The organism is Thermaerobacter litoralis, from assembly GCF_054654595.1.
Genome location: NZ_BAAIES010000011.1, coordinates 292,665 through 312,608, shown reverse-complemented (window position 1 = coordinate 312,608; position 19,944 = coordinate 292,665). Strand labels below are relative to the sequence as shown.

General features: G+C 74.2%; 13 protein-coding genes, 2 tRNA genes and 1 pseudogene. 11 read left to right on the top strand and 5 right to left on the bottom strand.

From position 1 onward, the window contains the following. Positions 1-32: 32 nt before the first annotated feature. Complete coding sequence (locus tag ACYQ02_RS12000) at positions 33-590, top strand: cob(I)yrinic acid a,c-diamide adenosyltransferase (RefSeq protein ID WP_460040640.1); 558 nt, start codon at positions 33-35, stop codon at positions 588-590. Positions 591-716: 126 nt separating this feature from the next. Here the strand turns inward: ACYQ02_RS12000 and ACYQ02_RS11995 are convergent, their stop codons facing one another. The 3 genes from ACYQ02_RS11995 to ACYQ02_RS11985 all read right to left on the bottom strand — a co-directional run bounded on the left by ACYQ02_RS11995 (position 717) and on the right by ACYQ02_RS11985 (position 1,756). Continuing rightward, positions 717-1,169, bottom strand: coding sequence for a DUF2975 domain-containing protein (locus ACYQ02_RS11995; protein WP_460040639.1), 453 nt, complete (start codon positions 1,167-1,169; stop codon positions 717-719). Positions 1,170-1,410: 241 nt separating this feature from the next. Next, a tRNA-Lys gene (locus tag ACYQ02_RS11990) sits at positions 1,411-1,486 on the bottom strand. Between the two features lie 196 nt (positions 1,487-1,682). Continuing rightward, positions 1,683-1,756: transfer RNA gene (locus tag ACYQ02_RS11985), tRNA-Met, on the bottom strand. Between the two features lie 893 nt (positions 1,757-2,649). Here ACYQ02_RS11985 and ACYQ02_RS11980 point away from each other — a divergent pair. Next, on the top strand, positions 2,650-3,237 hold the full coding sequence (locus ACYQ02_RS11980; RefSeq protein ID WP_460040638.1) for a hypothetical protein: 588 nt from the start codon (positions 2,650-2,652) through the stop codon (positions 3,235-3,237). On the opposite strand, the gene ACYQ02_RS11975 is transcribed toward ACYQ02_RS11980, so the two are convergent. Beyond that, entirely contained in the window at positions 3,194-4,540 is a 1,347-nt protein-coding gene (locus ACYQ02_RS11975) for a DMT family transporter (protein WP_460040637.1), read from the bottom strand. The two genes, ACYQ02_RS11980 and ACYQ02_RS11975, sit on opposite strands and share 44 nt — an antisense overlap. 1,110 nt (positions 4,541-5,650) lie before the next feature. Between ACYQ02_RS11975 and ACYQ02_RS11970 the strand changes: the two genes are divergently transcribed. The 3 genes from ACYQ02_RS11970 to ACYQ02_RS11960 all read left to right on the top strand — a co-directional run bounded on the left by ACYQ02_RS11970 (position 5,651) and on the right by ACYQ02_RS11960 (position 9,182). After that, a complete protein-coding gene (locus ACYQ02_RS11970; RefSeq protein ID WP_460040636.1) occupies positions 5,651-6,769 on the top strand; it encodes an inositol-3-phosphate synthase in 1,119 nt (372 codons plus the stop codon). 3 nt (positions 6,770-6,772) lie between these two features. Then, positions 6,773-8,281, top strand: a complete 1,509-nt coding sequence (locus ACYQ02_RS11965) for an NTP transferase domain-containing protein (RefSeq protein ID WP_460040635.1) — start codon at positions 6,773-6,775, stop codon at positions 8,279-8,281. Positions 8,282-8,411: 130 nt separating this feature from the next. After that, positions 8,412-9,182 (top strand): SOS response-associated peptidase, encoded by a 771-nt coding sequence (locus ACYQ02_RS11960; RefSeq protein WP_460040634.1) that lies wholly within the window; start codon positions 8,412-8,414, stop codon positions 9,180-9,182. Between the two features lie 377 nt (positions 9,183-9,559). On the opposite strand, the pseudogene ACYQ02_RS11955 reads toward ACYQ02_RS11960, so the two are convergent. Beyond that, positions 9,560-9,760, bottom strand: a pseudogene (locus tag ACYQ02_RS11955) (helix-turn-helix domain-containing protein); the annotation flags it as partial. 386 nt (positions 9,761-10,146) lie between these two features. Here ACYQ02_RS11955 and ACYQ02_RS11950 point away from each other — a divergent pair. From ACYQ02_RS11950 to ftsH, 6 genes are all read left to right on the top strand, one after another. Continuing rightward, positions 10,147-10,626, top strand: a complete 480-nt coding sequence (locus ACYQ02_RS11950; RefSeq protein WP_460040633.1) for a hypothetical protein — start codon at positions 10,147-10,149, stop codon at positions 10,624-10,626. 259 nt (positions 10,627-10,885) lie between these two features. Continuing rightward, the gene (locus tag ACYQ02_RS11945) at positions 10,886-11,644 is read left to right on the top strand and encodes a ribonuclease H-like domain-containing protein (protein ID WP_460040632.1); all 759 of its coding nucleotides are present in this window, start codon (positions 10,886-10,888) and stop codon (positions 11,642-11,644) included. Positions 11,645-11,674: 30 nt separating this feature from the next. Next, positions 11,675-12,616: a tRNA (adenine-N1)-methyltransferase gene (locus tag ACYQ02_RS11940; protein ID WP_460040631.1), complete on the top strand. Its 942-nt coding sequence runs from the start codon at positions 11,675-11,677 to the stop codon at positions 12,614-12,616. Positions 12,617-13,194: 578 nt separating this feature from the next. Beyond that, complete coding sequence (locus tag ACYQ02_RS11935) at positions 13,195-15,861, top strand: SpoIIE family protein phosphatase (RefSeq protein WP_460040630.1); 2,667 nt, start codon at positions 13,195-13,197, stop codon at positions 15,859-15,861. A gap of 323 nt (positions 15,862-16,184) precedes the next feature. Next, positions 16,185-17,744 carry a tRNA lysidine(34) synthetase TilS gene (gene tilS, locus ACYQ02_RS11930; protein ID WP_460040629.1) on the top strand — a complete coding sequence of 520 codons (1,560 nt, stop codon included), beginning with the start codon at positions 16,185-16,187 and terminating at the stop codon, positions 17,742-17,744. Positions 17,745-17,978: 234 nt separating this feature from the next. Then, a complete protein-coding gene (gene ftsH, locus ACYQ02_RS11925) occupies positions 17,979-19,829 on the top strand; it encodes an ATP-dependent zinc metalloprotease FtsH (RefSeq protein ID WP_460040628.1) in 1,851 nt (616 codons plus the stop codon). Positions 19,830-19,944: the final 115 nt, after the last annotated feature.

The window sequence follows — 19,944 nt, the reverse complement described above, 5'->3', positions numbered from 1 at the left end:
GGCAGGGGGCGAATCCGGCAGGAGGTGATCCGGTGAAGATCTACACCCGGACGGGGGATGGCGGGGAAACCGGCCTCCTGGGGGGCGGGCGCGTGCCCAAGGCCCATCCCCGGGTGGAGGCCTATGGCGCGGTGGACGAGCTCAACGCCGTTCTGGGCTGGGCGGTGGCCCTGCTGGATGGCGCCGAGCCGGCCTCCGTCCTCCGCCAATTGCAGCAGGAGTGCTTTCTGCTGGGGGCAGACCTGGCGGCGCCCCCGGGACCGGCGCGGGAGGCGGGTGCGGGCCTGCCGCGCATGGCGGCGGAGCGGGTCCAGGCGCTGGAGGCGCTGATCGATCGTTACGACGGCGAGCTGCCCCCCCTCCGCCAGTTCATCCTGCCAGGGGGCACGCCGGCGGCCGCTGCCTTGCACCTGGCGCGGACCGTGGCGCGGCGGGCGGAACGGCGGGTGGCGGCCCTGGCCGCGCAGGAAGAGATCAATCCCGTGGCCTTGCAGTACCTGAACCGCCTCTCCGACCTGCTGTTCGTCCTGGCGCGCTGGGTCAACCACCAGGCCGGGGTTCCCGACGTCCCCTGGCAGAAGGCGCCCTAAGGGGGGCCTAAGGGGCGGGGCGCAGCGGCTGGTCCGGCCGGCCCGCCGGAGCGCCATCTCCCCCGGCCGCCGGCTCGCCCGCGGAGGCGGGGGCGCGGGCCGCCTGCCGCCCAGCGAGACCCCCGGTCAGGGGTTGGCCGGCTGGAGGAGGTGCCGCAGCAGGGAGGCGCCCAGGGCGGCGACCAGGCTCGTGAAGGGGACGAACAAGCCCACGAAGATGACGCCTGGGGCGTCGTCCCATTCGGCGTACAGGTAGAACAGGGGCAGCAGCAGGAGGTGGAGCGCGGCGACGGCCAGGGCACAGGCCTGGATGGCTCGCAGGGACCGGGCGGCTGCCGGCGTGCAGGCCTGGCCCCGGGCGACGTGGGTCAGGAACCGGAAGGCGTGCACCAAGGCCAGGTAAAAGGGGACGGCCGAGGCCTCCAGGACGGTGACGACGGCGGGGCCGATCCCGGGGAGTTGGGGCAGAAGCCGCGCTGCCCCGCGGCCCAGGGCGGGGGCCAGGAAGACGACCAGGGGGATGGCACCCGCGCCCACCGCCACCACGGCCGCCCTGAGGAGTAGCGTCTCGATCTTCATGCGGCGCCTCCTATCCTCCATCCAGGTTGCCGGCGTTGGCCGGCCCGCTCCCGGCCCGGATGGTCGCTGGCGAGACGGGTCCCGACAGCACTGCGGCCCATGGCCCCATCGACATTGGGGAAGCCCGTTCCCGGACCGTTGGCCCATCGGGTCCCTGAAGCGGCAGCGGGATACGCAGCGGGCCATGCCCATCCGGGCATGGCCCGCGATCCTGGGGGCGCGGTGTCGTCCCTGCGCCCGCTGGTAGGCCCTGTGGGACTCGAACCCACAACACCCTGATTAAGAGTCAGGTGCTCTACCAATTGAGCTAAGGGCCTATGGAACCGGTTGCGGCTCTTATTATAAGCGCTCCGGGGCTGGCTGTGAACCGCTTGCCGCCCGGGATCCTACGCCACACCAGGCATCCGCCGGCAGTCACCGTCTTTCCGCCCAACCGGCAGCCGGCTGGGCCCGTCTGCACCTGGTGGCGTCGCCAGCCGGTATCGCGGCGGGGTTCTGGCCGCGCCGGCTCGGTAGCGGCGGGTGGATTCGAACCACCGACCCTGCGGGTATGAACCGCATGCTCTGACCAACTGAGCTACGCCGCCTTGATCCACGTCGCGAGCGCTGATCGCGGCGGCGGGTCGCCTTCATGGCGGCCGCCGGACCCGGCTCGCAACGCCTATTATATTGACGCCCGCCCCCCTGTGCAAGAACACGCCGGGCCGTGCGTCCGCGCCGCCGGCCGGGTGGGCGCCGGTCATACCCACAAGATTCGACGCATATCGATGCACCGGCCGGGATCCCAGGCGGGCACCGCCAGTGACGGACTCAGCGCAACGCTCTGAGCGAACAACGCCGCTCTTCGACACGAACCCGGCGAAAGGGCCGCGCTGCGACCGGCGCAGGGATGCTTGCATGAAAGCGAAATATTATCGGAAAAACCCGCCTTCTGGCGTTGTGCCCAATCCGGCTATGGATCCATGGCATCGCCTGGCCGTTTCTCCCTTGCCGTTGCCTTCCAGGCGCGGCCGGGCGTCGACTCCGTACGACGGTTTTCCCGATGTCAGCGGCTTGGGGGGCGCCGGCCCACCGCGGCGGCCCGCTCCCCACACGTCGGCCGGGGCCGGGCAACGTGGCCCGTCGGGGCGTGGCTCGTCGCCGCGCCCGCGCGGCCCCGGCCCGGCATTTCCAGGGTGCCGGTGGAACGGGGGTCCGCCTCCCGGTTGAGGTCCGGATCTGCCGGCGGTGCCGGTTCGTCCCGGTGATCCCCGTGCCGTTGGGGACCCGGCGCGCCGCCACCGCCTTCGGTCCACCCGTCACAGCCCGGCGGGCCTGACGCCCGTCGCCCGGCCCGTAAAGCGCAGACGGGCGCGGGCCCAGGGGCCGGAACGGCCCGCCCGTCACGCCACCAACCTTGCCGATCGGTTTCGCAAGACGGCGCGCCGCGCCGGCGTGCCGCCGCCTTGCCGAAGGAGAGGACCCTGAAGGGGGGCATTCCGTGCGGTGGGTACTTCTGGGCCGCTTTGGTGAGACGACGCGCCAGTGCGCCGCTTTCATCCTGGGCCGCCAGGACGCCATCGCTGCCATCCTGGAGCCCCGGGCACGCCTGCGCCCAGCCTGGGACGAGGCGCGCTTCCGCGAAGCCGTCCGCCAATGGGCCGACCGGCACTTCCCGGAGGCCCGGCCGCTCCTGGGCGTGCAGTACCCCCTCGGCCCTGGCCTGTTCGAGACCGAGTGGCTCCTCTATTGTCCCATCTGCGACGACGGCCCGTTCCACCTGCCCGGCCGCCCCGGCGAGGAGGGCCTGGAGCCCCGAACCTGGGACGACTCCCGGATCCTGCACCTCCTGGCCACCCGCTTCGGCCACCTCCACCCGCGGCCCGATCCGCCAACCCCCACATCCCTGGGGAGCGGCCGCGCCTCCGGGGTTCCGCCGTCCCCCGCACCGTCCCGCCCCGGCGCGGGGGAATCCGGCGCCCCTTCCGCCCCTAGGACGGACGAACCGGCCTCGGCGCCAAAGCCTCCTCCGGGCCCGGAAGTCCTTACCGGCCGGGTGTGCGGTGGCGCAACCCGGATCGGAGCCTAGCACGGCTGCGCGGCGCCGCCTGCACCAGCAGCACGCCCGCCAGCGCCACGGCACCGCCCAGCATCTCCGCCGGCGCCGGCCGTTCGCCCAAAAGGAGCCAGGCCAGGACAATGGCCAGCAGGGGGTTGAGGTTGAGCAGGCTGGCGACGCGCGCCGCCGGCGCGCGGGCCAGGGCGGCGGACCAGCACCAGTACGCCAGCGCGGAGGGGAACACGCCCAGGTAGAGCACCGGCAGCCACGCGGCCTCCCGGAAGCCGACGGCTTGCAGGTTCCGGACGAACCCGGCCCCGAAGGCGACGGCCAGCAGCAGGGTGCCGGCCCAGGTGTAGCCGGCCGTCAAGGTGAGGGAATCGTAGCGGCTGCCCATGGGCCGCTGCAGGACGAAGAAGGCGGAGGTCCCCAGAGCCGCCAGCCCAACCGCGGCGGGCCCCGCCCAGGCCGGCAGCGGCACCGGCCCGGGCGAGCCCTGCCCGCGACCGGGGCCGCCGTCCTGCGGCGCGCCAGGCTGTCCCAGGGAGGCGGCGGCCGGGGCCGCCGCCGGCGATGGGTCCGGGCCGCGCCCGGCGGTGGCCGCCGGGGCCGCGTGGGCTGCGGCGGCCCAGCTGATGATCGCCACCCCCACGAAGCTGAGGACGATCCCCTGCCACCCACGGGCGGAAAGCCGCTCGTCCCCCGTCAAGCGGGAGAGGATGGCCGTCAGGGCCGGGGCCGTCGCCACCAGCAGGCTCGCCGTGCCCGCCGAGACCCGGGTCTCGCCCCAGTTCAGGCCCGTATGGTAAACGAAGATCCCCGTGGCCCCCAGCAGGAGGAACCGCCCCGCCTCGAGCCACCACCCCGTGGCCGTGCCACGGCCCGGGCTGGTCCCGGCGCGCGCAACGCCGGCCGCCGGCGGCAGCCGGTGGGGATGGGCGGCTGCGGGCCGGGGGTCAAGAGACGTTCCGCCAGCGTCGCCCTCCGCCGCCTCTCCCGGCTCCGCCGCCCGGGCCACCCGCGGCCCGCCGGCGGCGCCGGGCGCCCGCCTTCGTGCACCACCGGCCGCCATGTCCTGGGCGATCCCGGCGAGGGCCAGGTCGACCCCTCGAGCCAAAGCGGCCCGCCCCGCGGAACCTGCCTGTTCCCCTTGCCGCGCCCGGCGGCCCCGCCGCAGGACGAGCAGGGCGCCCAGGGTGAAGGAGGCCACCAGGAACCGGGCCAGGGCCAGCTCACCGGGCCCCCACCAGGCCAGGCCGGCGCGGATCACCGCGAAGGCCGACGACCAGAAGAACAAGGTGCAGAGCGCCAGGGCGATGGTCTTCCAGTCCATGGGGTGCATCCACCTTTCTGCCGGTTCCGCCCACCGGAAGGCCGGGTCGTCCACCATTCGCCAGCGCTTCCAGGACCGTTGACAGCCGCCTACCGAGAGTGCTAATAAACCTGTCAGGATCCATTCACCAGGTCATCGCGCCCTCTTGGTTGCCGTCTCTTGTTCACCGTCGTCTGGTTCACTGCCGTCGTCGCGTGGGATTCCCTGCCGGCTGCGCCGGCACTTCACAACGCTCCAATGGATGATCCATCCCGCTCGCCGGGTACCGCTCGCCGGGTGCCGGCACGCGGTGGTGCGGGCGCGGGGCGCGCCGTGGGCGGCGGCCGCAGCCCGCTGCCCGCAGCCGATGCCCATTGCTTGGCGATGGGGTCCGGGCGCTCCTGCCGCGTGCCCGCACCCCTGTGGGCGGCGGTGGCGGCTTCGGTGCCGACGGTCCCCGGCTCCTGGCCCGTTCCTGGTGCCAGAAGGGGCTGCCGGGCGCCCTGACGGCGATGCCGTGTGCCCTTGAGCGGCGTGCCTTCAACCGGCACGACCCCGGACGCCTTCGTCCGGACGTCTTCGGCCGGACGTTCCCGACCACCCGCCCGACCACCCGGGGGGTCGGGTCCGGGAGCGGTGCTGGGAACGGGAGCGAACGCTGGGCCATCACGGCCGTGCCGGGCCGCAGGCCCGCCGGCCCGCAGGCCAGGCCTGCAGGCGCGGCGGCCGGCCCTGTCGGTACGGCGGCCGGCCCGGCAGCCCGTGGATCCGCCGGCCAAAGCCAGCGAAAGCGTGGCGGCACCCGGGGGCACCGGGCGGGCACCGGGCGGGCGGCGGGAGGGCGCGTGGCCTGCGGGGCCCTTCCCCGGGGCCCTGGATTGGCCCTGGGGGATTGGCCTTGGGGTCGACCTGGTGAACCTGGATCCCTGGATCCCACGACCCCCGGGAACCCGCCTCGGCACCCGGGTTCCCGGGGTGCCCGGAGGGCCCAGCCGGGCCCCAAGGGCGCGATGACCGCAACCCATCCCAATCCACACAACCCGTACATCACGATCCACCGGCGTACCCGGCCGGCCCGGCCCCGACCGGCCCGGGCGGGCGCGTCAGGGCAACGAGGGGAGGGCAGCTGCGATGCGCAAGATCCGCGTGGCCATCGCGGGAGTGGGCAACTGCGCCAGCTCCCTGGTGCAGGGGATCTACTACTACCGCGATCCCCAGCGGTTGCAGGCAGGCACGGGCTTGATGCACCCCGATCTGGGCGGCTACTACCCGGCGGATATCGAGATCGTCGCTGCCTTCGACGTGGACCGGAGGAAGGTGGGCAAGCCTCTGCGGGAGGCGCTGCTGGCGAAGCCCAACTGCACGCCGGTGTTCTGCCCGGACCTGCCCGAGATCCCGGTGACCGTCCAGATGGGCCCTGTGCTCGACGGTTTCAGCGAGCACATGGCGGACTACCCCGAGGACCGCACCTTCGTCCTGGCCGACGAGCCGCCCGTCGACGTGGTCCGGGTGCTGCGCGAGACCGGGGCCGAGATCCTGATCAACTACCTGCCGGTGGGGTCGGAGCAGGCCACCCGCTACTACGCTGAAGCGGCCCTGGAGGCCGGGGTCGCCTTCATCAACGCCATCCCGGTGTTCATCGCCTCCTCGCCGCGCTGGGCGGAGCGGTTCCGCCGCAAGGGCCTGCCCGTCGTCGGCGACGACATCAAGAGCCAGGTCGGCGCCACCATCGTCCACCGGGTGCTGACCCGGCTGTTCGAGGACCGGGGTGTCCGGCTGCGCCGCACCTACCAGCTGAACTTCGGCGGCAACACCGACTTCCTCAACATGCTGAACCACAGCCGGCTCAAGAGCAAGAAGCGGTCCAAGACCCAGTCGGTCCAATCCCAGCTGGGCGAGCCCTTGCCGGGCGAGGACATCCACATCGGGCCGAGCGACTACGTCCCGTGGCTGAACGACAACAAGGTCTGCATGATCCGCATGGAAGGCACGGGCTTCGGCGACCAGCCCATCGAGCTGGAGCTGCGCCTCTCGGTCCAGGACTCGCCCAACAGCGCCGGCGTCATGATCGACGCCATCCGGTGCACCAAGCTGGCCCTCGACCGGGGGCTGGCGGGGCCCATCGAGCCCGTCTCCGCCTACTTCATGAAGTCCCCGCCGGTGCAGTACACCGACGACGAGGCGCGCCGCCTGGTCGAAGCCTTCATCCGCGGCGAGTCCCTGGCGGCTCGCACCCAGGCGGGCGACTGAGCCGTGGACGCGGTGGTGCTGGCGGCCGGCGCCGGAACCCGTTTCCGGCGCACGGCCGCCTCCTGTCCCAAGCCACTGTACCGGCTGTTCGGGATCAGCCTGGTGGAGCGGGCGATCCGGGTCGCCCGCCAGGCGGGTTGCCGCCGTGTGCTGGTGGTGACGGGCCATGAGGCGGAGGCGGTGGAACGGGCGGTGCAGGCCGCCGGCCGCCCCTGGGTCGAGACGGTGCGGGCCGTGGACTGGGAGCGGGGCAACGGTGCCTCCTTGCTGGCGGTGCGCGGGCGGGTGCAGAGCCCGTTCCTCCTGCTGATGGCCGATCACGTGGTGGACCCGGCCCTGGTGCGCCAGGCCGTGGCGGCCGCCCGCCGGCGGGCGGCGGAGCTGGCCGAGGGCGGCGTCCTCCTGCTGGTCGACCGGCGGCTTGACCAGGTGCACGACTTGGCCGAGGCGACCAAGGTGCGGACGGCCGGCGACGGGCGGCGGATCGTGGCCATCGGCAAGGACCTGGACGCCTTCGATGCCGTGGACACCGGGGTGTTCGTGGCCGGCCACGGCCTGCTGGACGAACTGGCCGCCCTGGCCGCTGGGGCCGGGGGCACCGGAGGCGCCGGGGGCACCGGCGGGTTGTCCGAGCCCCTCACCTTAACGGCCGCCGCCCGCCGCCTGGCGGCCGCCGGCCGGCTGGCGGCCGTGCCCGCCGAAGCGGGCTGGTGGGTCGACGTGGACGACGCGGCCGCCCTGGCCCAAGCTCGCCGGCGGCTCCTGGACCACGCGACCGCGTCGGGGGGCGACGGGCCCGTGGCCCGCTGGCTCAACCGCCGCCTCTCCCGCCCCCTCTCGGCGGTCCTGGCGGCGGCGGGGGTCGGACCCAACGGGGCGACCCTGCTGGCCTTCGTTACCACGCTGGCGGGTGCGGCGGCCTTTGCGGCGGGATGGCCCTGGGCCGGCGGGATCCTGTGCCAGCTGGGCTCGGTCCTAGACGGTTGCGACGGCGAGCTGGCCCGCCTGCGCCTGGAGGCCCAGCCCCGGGGTGCCTTCCTCGACACGGTGCTGGACCGCTACGCCGACGCCGCGGTGGTGGCGGGCCTAGCGGTCGGGGCCTGGGCTGCCGGGGCCGGCCCGGTGAGCACCGCCGCCCTGGCCCTGGCCGCCATGGCCGGCCTGCCGCTGTCCGCCCTGATGAAGGACCGGCTGCAGTTGCTGCGGGTGACGGCGGACCGGCCTGCGGCCCGGATGCCCAAGGCGGACGGCGCGGGAGTTGGGGAGGAGGCCGAAGGGCGCGGGGGTGGGGGCCGCCGGTTCGACCCCCTGCGGGACGATCCGCCGTGGCTGCGCTGGCTGCCGGGCAACCGGGACGGCCGCTACCTGCTGGTCTGCCTGGCCGGGCTGGCGGGTTCGCCCCTGCTGGCGCTGGTCTTGCTGGCCGTCGTCACCCATGCCCTGGCCCTGGGCCGCCTGGTGCATGGCTGGCGGGCCCTGGCGGTGGAAGGGACGGCCGCGGAAGGGAGCTGACGCCCTTGTCGCCCGCCCCGGTTGCGGAACGGGAGGACCCCCCTTCTGGACATACCTGGTATAATTGTGGCGCAACCGGGACGGCCCGGCGACGGCCTCCAGGACCCGCACCCGGAGAGGGGCAGATCCCATGTGCGGCCGGTTCACCCTGACGACCCCTTCGGTGGAGCTGGAGCGGCGCTTCCTCATCGACCTGCAGGGCCGCCATGGGCCCCGCTACAACGTGGCGCCCGGGCAGGAGGTCCTGGCCGTGGTGGCGGCCGGCGGCGAGCGGCGACCGGCCCGGCTTCAGTGGGGCTTCGTCCCCGCATGGGCCAAGGACCCCCGGCCGGGTCCCATCAACGCCCGCGCCGAGACGGCCTTGCAGCGCCCCATGTTCCGCCAGGCCATCCGCCGGCGGCGCTGCCTGATCCCGGCCGACGGGTTCTATGAGTGGTGGCGCCGGGAGAAGGCCCGGCTGCCAGTGCTGTTCCGGCTCCGAGCAGGGGAGCCCTTTGCCTTTGCGGGCCTGTACGAGCGGTGGGACGGGCCGGGCGGGCCCCGGTGGACCTGTTGCATTCTGACGACCCGGCCCAACGACCTGGTGGCCCAGGTCCACGACCGGATGCCGGTGATCTTGCGCCCCGAGTGGGAGGAGGCCTGGCTGGACCCGGAGGTCCCCCCGGAGGACCTGGAACCGGCGTGGGAGCCGTACCCGGCGGAGCTGATGGAGGCCCATCCCGTCTCGCCGCGGGTCAATTCGCCCCGTTACGACGACCCGTCGTGCCTGGTGCCCGCCGGTCCGCCCCTGGCGGTGCCGCGGGAGGCGGCCCGGGAGCCCCGGGAGGGGGGCGGCGGCGAGGCCGGTGCTGCCGAGGGAGACCGGTCGGGGGGACCCGGCGGCATGGCCGGGCCGGAGTAACCGCGGGGGCCCTGCGGCCAGGTGCGGTGGAGGGTTTCGGCCACCACCTGCCGCAGCCATTCCTCGGCGACCCCTTGCTCCGGGGAGCCAAAGGGCGTACCCCGGTGGCCTCCGCCGCCAAGGTCCCGTGCCGGCGCGGGGGCGCCCGGCGATTCCGGACGGTGGGATGGCGGCCGGAAGGAGGCGGGCGCCTCGCCCAAGGCCTGCACGACCAGGCTGCCGGCCAGGCGGGCCAGGCCCAGGGCGGCATCCAGCAAATCCACCAGGTGCTCCCGGGCGGCATCGCCCAGGGGCAGGCCCTGGTACCGCAGGGGGCGGGTCGGGTCCCGCAGCAGGCTGCGCACATCCAGTGGACCCGGCACGGGATCCCGGCCCGTGACGAGCCAGTCCAGGCTCCGGCCCAAGGCCTCGGCCAGGGTGACCGCCACCGCCAGCGACGGGTGTTTGACCCCCCGCTCGATGTCGCTCAGGTGGGACGGGGAGATGTGGGCCCGGCGTGCCAGTTCCTTGACGGACAGGCCCGCCGCTTGCCGGGCAAGCCGGATGCGTTGGCCGACGGCAACGGGATCGGATTGCATGGCGTCATGAACATTAGCACCGCCGCCAGCGGCGATAAAGCTGCACCCGTTCGCTATAGGCGATCTTGCGGCATGCGGGCGCAGGCAGGCTGCGGACGGGGTGGGTCGAACCCTAAAAGGGACATGACCCCCAGGATGTAGAATCATTGGGAAAATGAGATTGTTTGCGCCGCCGGGCAGGCGGGGCCGGGCTGGAATCGCGTGCCGTCGCGGGCCGCCTGGCGATGCCGGGCATGGCGCCACCGGCGGAGGGATGCGGGGCGGCTTTTCGCTACGAGCGTGTTTCCGGCATCTGATCCCCATGGTAGAATTCACTAAAGGCGAATAGAAATCGCCACTGGCGTAAACCAGGAAGCGCCCGGGAGGGCAAAGGCGGGAGAGTCAGGGTGGTTGGCGAGGGAATCTCTGCGGCGCTGAGGGACCTGGCGGAATTCGGCTGGGTGGACGTGCCGGGACGCCGCCTGGCCGAAGTGATCGCGGCCGAGGCCCGCCGGTTGGGCGTGGAGATCCGCATCATCCCGCTGTCGAACCAGTGGTTCCGGGTGGAGACGTACTCGCAGCCCAACCGGGACCGGGCATGGGTGGCGGTGCGGGCGGTCGTCACCCGGCCGCGGGGGGGCCGGAACCGGCCGGCGGGGACGGCCTCCGCCGGCAACCGGGCCGGGGCGGCATCGCCGGGCCGCGATGACGAGGTGACGGAACACCTGGTCATCGTCGACACCGGGTCGGTCGTCCACATCTTCGCCTTTCCCCCCGACGGCCTGGAGGGCGCCCAGGCCTTCGCCCGGAAGGTTCAGGAGGAAGGGATCGCGGACCCCAAGCGGCTGGAGTCGCTGGCCGGCCGCATGGGGGGACGCCGCCGCTGAGGCGGACGCCGCCTTACCCCCTGGCACCACGCGCCGCCGGCCGCCGAAGGCGCTGGCGTCCCGGCGGTCTCGGCGTAAAGGCGCGGAGGCGGCCTGGGTCGCCACGGGCATGAACAGAGGCGGTGAAGGGGATGGTGCGGGCCGGGCGGGCGGAAGGAACGCCCCGACGGCCCGCGAATCGTCCCCAGGTGCCTGCCCGGCGGTCAACCCAGCGGTGGAGCCGGTGGAGTCGTTGCAGGCGCGGGAGGCGAGAGGCGGGATGGCTCAGCGGACGCCCCTGGCGGTGGACATCGAAACCGTTGGCCTGGAATGGGACGAGTTGCACCCCGAGGTGCAGGACTACCTGATGCGGCGGGCCCGGGACGAGGAGGAGCGGTCGCGGGTCAAGGACCAGCTGGGCCTCCATCCGGGCACGGGCCGCATCGTCGCCATCGCCCTTTGGCGCCCCTATGAGGACCGCGGCGGCGTGCTGGTGGAGGATCCTACCGGCGGCGACCGGCGCTGGACGCCCTTTCCGGAGGGCGGTGCCGATGCCTTGATCTTCCGGGGGAGCGAGCGGGACATCCTGGCCGAATTCTGGCGTTACGTAAGCCAGCATGCGGGCACCCTGATCACCTTCAACGGGCGATCCTTCGACGGCCCCTTCCTCATGGTCCGTTCAGCCATCCTCGGCGTCGCCCCCAGCCGCAACCTGGTCCCCTACCGGTACAGCTTCCAGGACCACTGCGACCTGGCGGAGGTCTTATCCTTCCACGGCGCCCGGCAGCGCAACTCGTTCCTCTTCTGGTGCCACCAGTTTGGCATCGCCTCGCCCAAGCAGGAGATGGACGGGGCGGAGGTGGGAGAAGCCTACCGCCAGGGTCGCATCGACGACATCGCCCGCTACTGCCTGGCCGATGCCCGGGCCACGGCGGAGCTCTACCGGCGCCTGGAGCCGATGATCGCGGTGATGGACGGCCGGGGGCCGGCGGCGGACGCCGGTGGGGGGACGGGAACCGGGAACGGCGCCGGGGGATGAGACACACTGAAACGGGGTGAAAGGAGCAGCGTGACCGGCCAGCACCGAACGCGGGGTCCCCTGGCCATGGGGGACCTGGTGGTCTTCGTCGACAACAAGCAGCGCCGCCGCTTGCAGCGCTTGCGGCCGGGCCGGGTCTTCCAGGCGCCCGCCGGCGGCATCGTGCGCCACGAGGCCGTCGCCGGGCTGCCCGAAGGGAGCACGGTGGTCACCAGCACCGGCGGGCGGCTGCGGGTGTTGCGCCCCACCCTGGAGGAGTACATCCTGGCCATGCCCCGGCGGACCCAGGTGATCTACCCCAAGGACCTGGGCCAGATCGTGATCCGCGCCAACCTGCGACCGGGGGACCGGGTGCTGGAAGCCGGCGTGGGATCGGGCGCCACCACCCTGGCCCTGCTGCAGGCGGTGGGCCCCGGCGGCGAGGTCGTCTCCTACGAGCGGCGCCCGGAGTTCGCCCGGCTTGCCCGGGAGAACGTGGAGCGCTTCCTCGGGCAGGTACCGCCGGCGTGGCGGGTCGAGCTGCGCGATGTGTACGAAGGCATCGACGAGCGGGATCTGGACGCCATCGTCCTCGACCTGCCGGAGCCCTTTCGCTGCCTCGAGGCGGCGGCCCAGGCGCTGCGACCCGGCGGGGTCCTCCTGTGCTGGCTGCCCACCACGAACCAGGTCCAGCAGCTGGTCACCGCCCTGCAGGCCCACCCGGCCTGGGACCTGGTGGAGACCATCGAGCTCCTGCTGCGGCCGTGGCACGTGACGGCGGCCAGCGTCCGGCCCGAACACCGGATGGTGGCCCACACCGGCTTCCTGGTCTCGGCCCGCCGGGTGGTTCCCGACGGCCCAGGGGGCGGCGAGGAACCGGCGGCCGAGGCGGACCCCCAGGGGGAGGAGCCGGCGCTGGCCCCGGACGCCGGTACCGGTTCCGCTGACACGGAGCCGGCCCCCTTCGATGCTGAGCCCGGGCCGGGCCGGTGACCCGCCGGCGATCGGGCCCATCCGCCACGACCGGTCCCCTTTCCGCGAAGGGTGTCGTCCCCTCGCCATCCCTCTCCAAATTCTCACAGGTGCGCCTCACCCAGCCGGCGCCATCGTCCGGCCGCCGCCACCCCAGCCGTCGTCACCGGACATCGCATCTCGCCGTCCCGCGAGCTCGCCCGCGCCCCTCCCTGCCATCCCCCACGCGCCCTTTGCCCGCACCGTCGCGGTCCGGGCCGGCGCCCCGCCGGCTGTCCCGGCGCTCGGTGTTGGCCCGAGGGGGCGCCGATGCGGCGGCCGGTGCCCGGCGGCGCGGCGTGCCGCCGGTAGGGGCTTCCCCCGGTCCCGTGGCCCTGTCGCATCGGTCCCCGTCCTGTCGGCAGCGGGACCGGGCCTGTCGCAATTTTTGGGGGACAGGCCCCCCCGATGCGACAAACCTCTGGCGCCGGTGCCCGCTACAATCGGGCCACGGCTTGTCCCCCGGGCAGGGGACGAGTCCGGACACGGGCGATGGGACGGCCGGCCGGTGGCCCCGGATGGGAGGGGCGGCGCCGCCGGCCGGAGCGAGGTGACAGGTCATGGGGAAGAACCGGCGGATCGGGCCGGTTCCCGAATCCTCCCCGGCCCGGCCCCGGCCGGCGGAGCGGGCGGCGGAGGTGCCTGCGGGCGGGACGGCAGGGGCGACCGGCCTTGGCGGGGCGCGCCTGGACACCGGTCCCGGCTCGCGGGGGCTGCGCCGGCTCCCTGCCGGGGCGCTTTCCGGGCGGCGCCGGGCCGGCGGGGGCCTGGAAGGGGGCCAGGCAGGCGGGCCGGTGCTTTCTGGATTGCCCGCCTGGACCGCGGCAGCCGCGTTCCTCTGGCTGGCGGGGCGGGTCCAGCCGGCGGGGATCCCCTCGCCGCTGATCTTGCCGCTGGCCTTGGCAACCTTGACGATGATCCCCCCGCTGGGGTGGCTGGTGGTGGCGGCGGGGGCCGCGGGCGCCCTCAGCGCCGGCGCGTGGTACGGGGCGGCGGTGCTGGTGACGGCGGGTCTGCTGGTCCGGTTGGTCCAGCGCACCTTGGAAAGGCCCCGGGATGGGCAGTCGAACGGCTCGGCGGATCCGGCGGCCCGGGTTGACGAGCCGGCCCCGCCGGCCGGGATGCGGGGTCCCGCCGCCTGGCGGCTGGTGGACGGCGCGGCGGCCGGGGCGGTGCTGCTGGCAGGGGCGTTGTGGGGCTGGCCCCGCACCACCCTGGGGTGGGCTTTCGACCAGCTGGTGGGCCTGGGGCTGGCGGCCGCCACGGTCGGGCTCACGCTGCCCTGGGCCCGGGAAGCGGTGGCGGTCGCCCTGACCTTGCTGCCCCCCTTGCCCGGGAGCCTGGGGCGGGCGAGGGCCGTGCCGCCGGTGGTGCGGAGCGTGCACGGGCGCCGGACCCTGGCCCTGGCCGTGGTCCTGGCTACCGGCGGACTGGACGGCGTCCGTTTCCTTGGTGTCGACACCGCCCTGGTGGTGCGCGGGGTGGCCGTGCTGCTGGCTGCCCACCTGGGCGGGGCCCAGGCCGGTGCCCTGGCCGGGACGGCGGCCGGCCTGCTGGGACTGGTCGGCGGCCAGGGGTCCTTGTGGGGGCTGGCGTGGCTGTCCCTGGCCGGCGCTTCCAGCGGGCTCTTGCAGCGGTACGGCCGGGCCGCCGGGGTGGCGGGGTTCGTGTTCGCCACCGCCGTGGTGGGCGGATCGTTGCCGACGGGCGCCGCCGTCGGCCAGCTGGCCGGTGGAGCGGCGACGGCCCTGGTGCTCTACGCCGCCATCGCGGCCACGGGGTGGCCCGGGCGCCTGGCCCAGCGGCTTGAGGCGGCCTGGCCGGCGGTGGCCCCGGGGACGGGCGGCTTCGGGGCCGCGGCGGTGGCGGTTCCCCAAGGCGCCGGGCTTCTGCCGCGGGGCCCCTGGGGAGGAGGGGCGGAGGCCGGCGGCGATGACCCGGCCCGGGCCGGTCAGGCCCCCGAGGACCCCCGCGCCCCAGTCCTCGCGCGTCCGGAGGGGGCGGGGCCCGCCGCGGCCGGCGTCCGGGCGCCCGCGCCGGGGCCGGGTTCCTCCGCCGGGACCGGCGACGGGCCTGCCCAGGGCGCTCCGGGTGGCGCCTGGGCGACCCTCCTGGCCGACCTGGCCCGGCTGGTGGAACCCGACCCCGGAGCCTGGGATCCCCGGGAACAGGTGGGCGAGCTGATCAACGACGTGGCGCGGCGCCACTGCCTGCGCTGCCCCATGGCCCGGATCTGCTGGCAGGACCAGTTCAACCAGACCTACCAGGCCTTCTTCGACATGCTGGCTGCCCATGAGCGGGGAACGGGCTTCCGGCCCGACGCCGTCCCCGCACCCCTGCGGGCCCGCTGCCCGCGCCTGCCCGCCATCAGCCAGTCCCTGGCCGAGGGCCTGGACGGCCTGCGGCTGGAGATGCGCTGGCGCCGGCGCCTGGACCGGCACCACCGGCTGGTGGCGCAGCAGCTGCGGGAGCTGGCCGCCCTGGCCGCCCAGGGCGTCCCCCGGCCGGCCGGGCCCCGGCGGCCCGGCTGGCGGTACGGCATGCGGGTGGGGGTGGCTCGGACGCCCAAGGACGGGCGCTGGATCTCCGGCGACGGCTACCTCTGCCGCTCCTTCGACCAGGGCGGGCGCATGGTGCTGGTGATCAGCGACGGCATGGGGTCCGGCCGCCGGGCGGCCAACGAATCGCGCCTGGCCTTGCAGGTGCTGGAGCGCCTCTTGGAGGCGGGCCTGCCTGCCGCATCCGCCGTGCGCCTGCTGAACACCGCCCTGGCCCTGCGGGACCGGGAGACCTATACCACCGTCGACCTGGCGGCGGTCGACCTGGAGCGGGGCCGGGTGGAGTTCGTCAAGATCGGGGCGGCCCCCAGCTTCGTCCGGCGGGCCCGGGAGGTCCGGATGATCGCCCACCCGGTGCCGCCGGCGGGATACGCGGAAGGCGGCGACGTCCAGGCGGACGGCGGGGTGCTGGAGCCGGGCGATCTGGTCGTCCTGGTATCCGACGGGGTGCTGACCGCCTTCGGTGACGTCGACGGCGCCACCGCCTGGATCCGTGGCTACCTGGCGGGGTTGGAGGACGACGACCCGCGGCGGGTGGCGGCCCAGATCGTCAAGGAGGCCCTGCGCCGGGCGGGCGACCGGGCCCCTGACGACATGACCGTGGTGACCGGCAAACTCTTACCGCGAGCCCAGCTGGCGCCGCTGGCCGGCGCCGGCGGCCTGCGGTAGCATCAACCCCAATACCCTCTCTCCCCCGCGGCGTCCCGGGTGGTGGGACGCCGCCTCCCCGGGCGCGGTCGGCAGGACGCCGCGGCAAGCCGCGGCGGCGGGCGGCCGCGCCGACGCTCTTCTACGCCGGCGCTCTTCTACGCGGGCGGCCGTACCGGCGCTCTTCTGCGCGGGCGCTCTCCGATCCGGGCGCTCCGATTATGATCAATAGTAAACGACCTACCATGTTCAAAGGCCCGGGCCCTCCCCGGGCCCGGGTCTGCCCCGGGAAGGCCGAAGGCCGCCGGTCCGGCCGGGAGGGCCGGCCGGGAGGGAGGGAACCCGTGCGCCGCTCCAAGGACACGCCGTCACCACCCCAGGATGCCCATTCCGCCGCCTCCCCGGTCCCGGCGGCGGTCCGGGACCTGGAGGCCGAGGTCCTCGAGGCCATCGCCCGGCACCGGCTGGTGGCGGCCGGCCAGCGGGTCCTGGTGGCCGTCTCGGGCGGGCGCGACTCCATGGTCCTCCTGGACCTCCTGGACCGCTTGCGGCCGCGCCTGGGGCTGGCGGCCCTGGGGGTCGCCCATGTGGACCACGGCTTGCGCCCCGACTCGGCGGCCGACGCCCGCTGGGTGGAGGAACAGGCGGCGGCCCGGGGCCTGCCCTTCCTGTCGCGGCGGGTCCAAGTCCGGCCCGGATCCCGGTCGCCGGAGGAGGCGGCCCGCATCGCCCGCTACCAGGCCCTGGCCTCCATGGCCCGCCAGTTCGGCGCCCACCGGATCGCCCTGGCCCACCACGCCGGCGACCAGGCCGAGACGGTGTTGATGCGCCTCTTGACCGGCGCCGGTCTCCGCGGGCTGGCGGGCATGCGGCCGCGGCGGGGCCGGTTCATCCGCCCCCTCTTGGCGGTGGAACCGGCGCGCCTGGCGGCCTATGCGGCCGCCCGCCGGCTCTCCTGGCGGGAGGACCCGACCAACCGGGATCCGGCCTTCCTGCGCAACCGGATCCGCCACCAGCTGCTGCCGCTGCTGCAGGCCGAGTTCAACCCCCGGGTGGTGGAGGCCGTAGGGCGGGTGGCGGCGGTGCTGGCGGCCGAGGACGCCCTGTTGCGCCGGCGGACCCGGCGGCTCGAGGCCCGTTTGGGTTACCGGGTGGGGCAGCGGTGGGCCTGCCGCGCGGAGGAACTGGCCCGCCTGGCCGCCGCCGACCAGCGGCGCGTCCTCCAGGCCGCTTACCACCGGCTGGCGGGGCGGCCCCTGCCCTGGAGCCACTGCGAGGCGGTGCGTTCCCTGGCCACCGGCGGCGGGGTCGACCTGCCGGGCGGCTGGCGGGCCTGTCGCCGGGGCCCGTGGCTGTGGCTGGAGCCGCACCCCGCCAGGTCCCCGGCGGTGCCCGGACCCGGGGAGGGGGACGTCCTCCCGGCCCGGCCGCTGCCGATCCCGGGGACCGTGCCCCTGGGCCCCGGCCTCTGGCTGCGGGCCCGCCGGCTCGATGGGGAGGACGGGCGCCGGGCCGTGGCGGCGGTCAGCGGCTGCCGCGACCCTGGCCGCCCGGCAGCGGCCGGCGGGGCCCGCTTCCTGGCGCGGGTCCTCTGCCCCGAGGAGGCGGTCCGGGGCGGCCTGGTGCTGCGCCGGCCGGAACCGGGCGAGGCGATGCAGCCCCTGGGGGCGAGGGGGCGACGGTCCGTGGACCGGCTGTACCGGGAGGCGGTGCGGCGCGGCGACCTGGACCTGGTCGACCCGGCCACCGGTACGGGCGGGCGGCTGGCCCCCTGGGTCGTGGCCGGCCAGGACGGGATCCTCTGGCTCGTCGGCGTGCGGGCGGGGGAGCGTTGCCGGGTTCGTCCGGGGGAGGAGCGGGTGGTGTGCCTGGAGGTAACGGCCGCACCGGCCGGCGGCCCGTGACGGCAGCGCCGGCCGGCCGCCCGTGATGGCATCGCGACGCGGTGGCCAGGGGCCTGGCGGGCCGGGGCCGGCGACATAGCCGCGCCAGGGGCGCCGTGTTATAATGAGGGCGCCTTTGCGGCAGATCAGGAGGCGTATCGACGTGACGGGATGCCGTGGAGGTCCGGCCTGATCCCGCCTCGGCCGGGGGCAGGCCTGCGGGCCGCGCCCTGAGCGGCCGCAAGGAGGGCCATGATGAAGCCAAACCGCATCTTCAAGAACCTGTTGTTCTACCTCATCCTGCTCTTCTTCGCCATCGCCATCGTCCAGCGTCTGACCCCGGTCGCCACCGAAGTGCAATCGCTGTCCACGGGGGAGCTCCTGGAGAAGATCGAGCAGGGCCAGGTGGAACGGATCGTCTATGACGAGAGTCACCGGGCGGTGACGGGCCAGCTCAAGGACGGCACCCACTTCCGCGCCAACGTCCCCGACCTGGACTGGCCGACCATCCGGGAGTGGCAGCAGAAGGGCGTTGAGGTGGACACCCGGCCCATCGAGGAGACGCCCTGGTGGACGAACCTGCTGACCGCCCTGCTGCCCGTCATCCTGGTGGTGGCCGCCTTCTTCTTCATCATGCAGCAGACCCAGGGGACGGGAAGCCGGGTGATGCAGTTCGCCAAGAGCCGGGCCCGTCTCCACCAGCCCGATGAGAAGCGGCGCATCACCTTCGACGACGTGGCCGGGTACGAAGAGGTCAAGGAAGAACTGAAGGAGATCGTCGACTACCTGAAGAACCCGCGGCGCTACATCGAGCTGGGCGCGCGGATCCCCAAGGGCGTGCTCCTCTACGGCCCGCCGGGCACGGGGAAGACCCACATGGCCCGGGCGGTGGCCGGGGAGGCGGGCGTACGCTTCTATTACATCAGCGGCTCCGACTTCGTCGAGATGTTCGTGGGCGTCGGCGCGTCCCGGGTGCGCGACCTGTTCGAGCAGGCCAAGCGCAACGCGCCGGCCATCGTGTTCATTGACGAGATCGACGCCGTCGGCCGCCAGCGCGGCGCCGGCTACGGCGGCGGCCACGACGAGCGCGAGCAGACGTTGAACCAGCTGCTGGTCGAGATGGACGGCTTCGGCACCAACGAGGGGATCATCGTCATGGCGGCGACGAACCGGCCCGACGTGCTCGACCCGGCCCTGCTGCGGCCCGGCCGGTTCGACCGCCAGATCGTGATCGACCGGCCCGACCTGGTCGCCCGGGAGGCGATCCTGAAGGTCCACACCCGGTCCAAGCCCCTGGCGCCGGATGTGGACCTGGGGCTGCTGGCGCGGCGCACGCCGGGCTTCACCGGCGCCGACCTGGAGAACCTGGTCAACGAGGCGGCCCTGCTGGCCGCGCGCCGGCGCAAGAAGCAGATCGACATGCAGGATCTGGAGGACGCCATCGACCGCATCGTCGCCGGGGGCCCCGAGCGCAAGACCCGGGTGATGAGCGAGAAGGAGAAGCAGCGGGTGGCCTATCACGAGGCGGGGCATGCCCTGGTCGCCAAGCTGCTGCCCAACACCGACCCGGTGCACAAGATCTCCATCATCCCCCGGGGTGGGGCCCTGGGCTACGTGATGCAGCTGCCCACCGAGGACCGGTACCTGATCACCCGCCAGGAGATCCTGGACCGGGTGACTATGGCCCTGGCCGGCCGGGCGGCGGAGGAACTGGTCTTCGGCGAGGTGAGCACCGGGGCCCAGGACGACCTGGAGAAGTCGACCAAGATGGTGCGCCGGATGATCACCGAGTTCGGCATGAGCGACGAGCTGGGGCCGATGACCTTCGGCCACAAGATGGACGCGCCCTTCCTGGGCCGGGATCTCATCCGCGAGCGCAACTACAGCGAGGAAGTGGCGGCGGCCATCGACCGGGGCATCAGCGAAGTGATCAACGACTGCTACGAGCGGGCCCTGCGGCTGCTGCGCGAGCACCGGGACAAGCTGGAGCGCATCGCCCAGCGCCTGCTGGAGAAGGAGACCATCGAGGCGGAGGAGCTGGACGCCTTGCTGCAACAGGAGGGGGACGAACCGGCCGCCGCTGCGGCGGGCGAGAAGGCCTCCTGAAGGCGGCGGGCCCGTCCTCCGGCCCGGCCGCCAGCGAGCAAGGGCCCACGAGGGTGAAGCTGCGAACGCGGGTACGAACCCGCGACGGCGGTGAGAACAGTCCAGGACGCTGGCA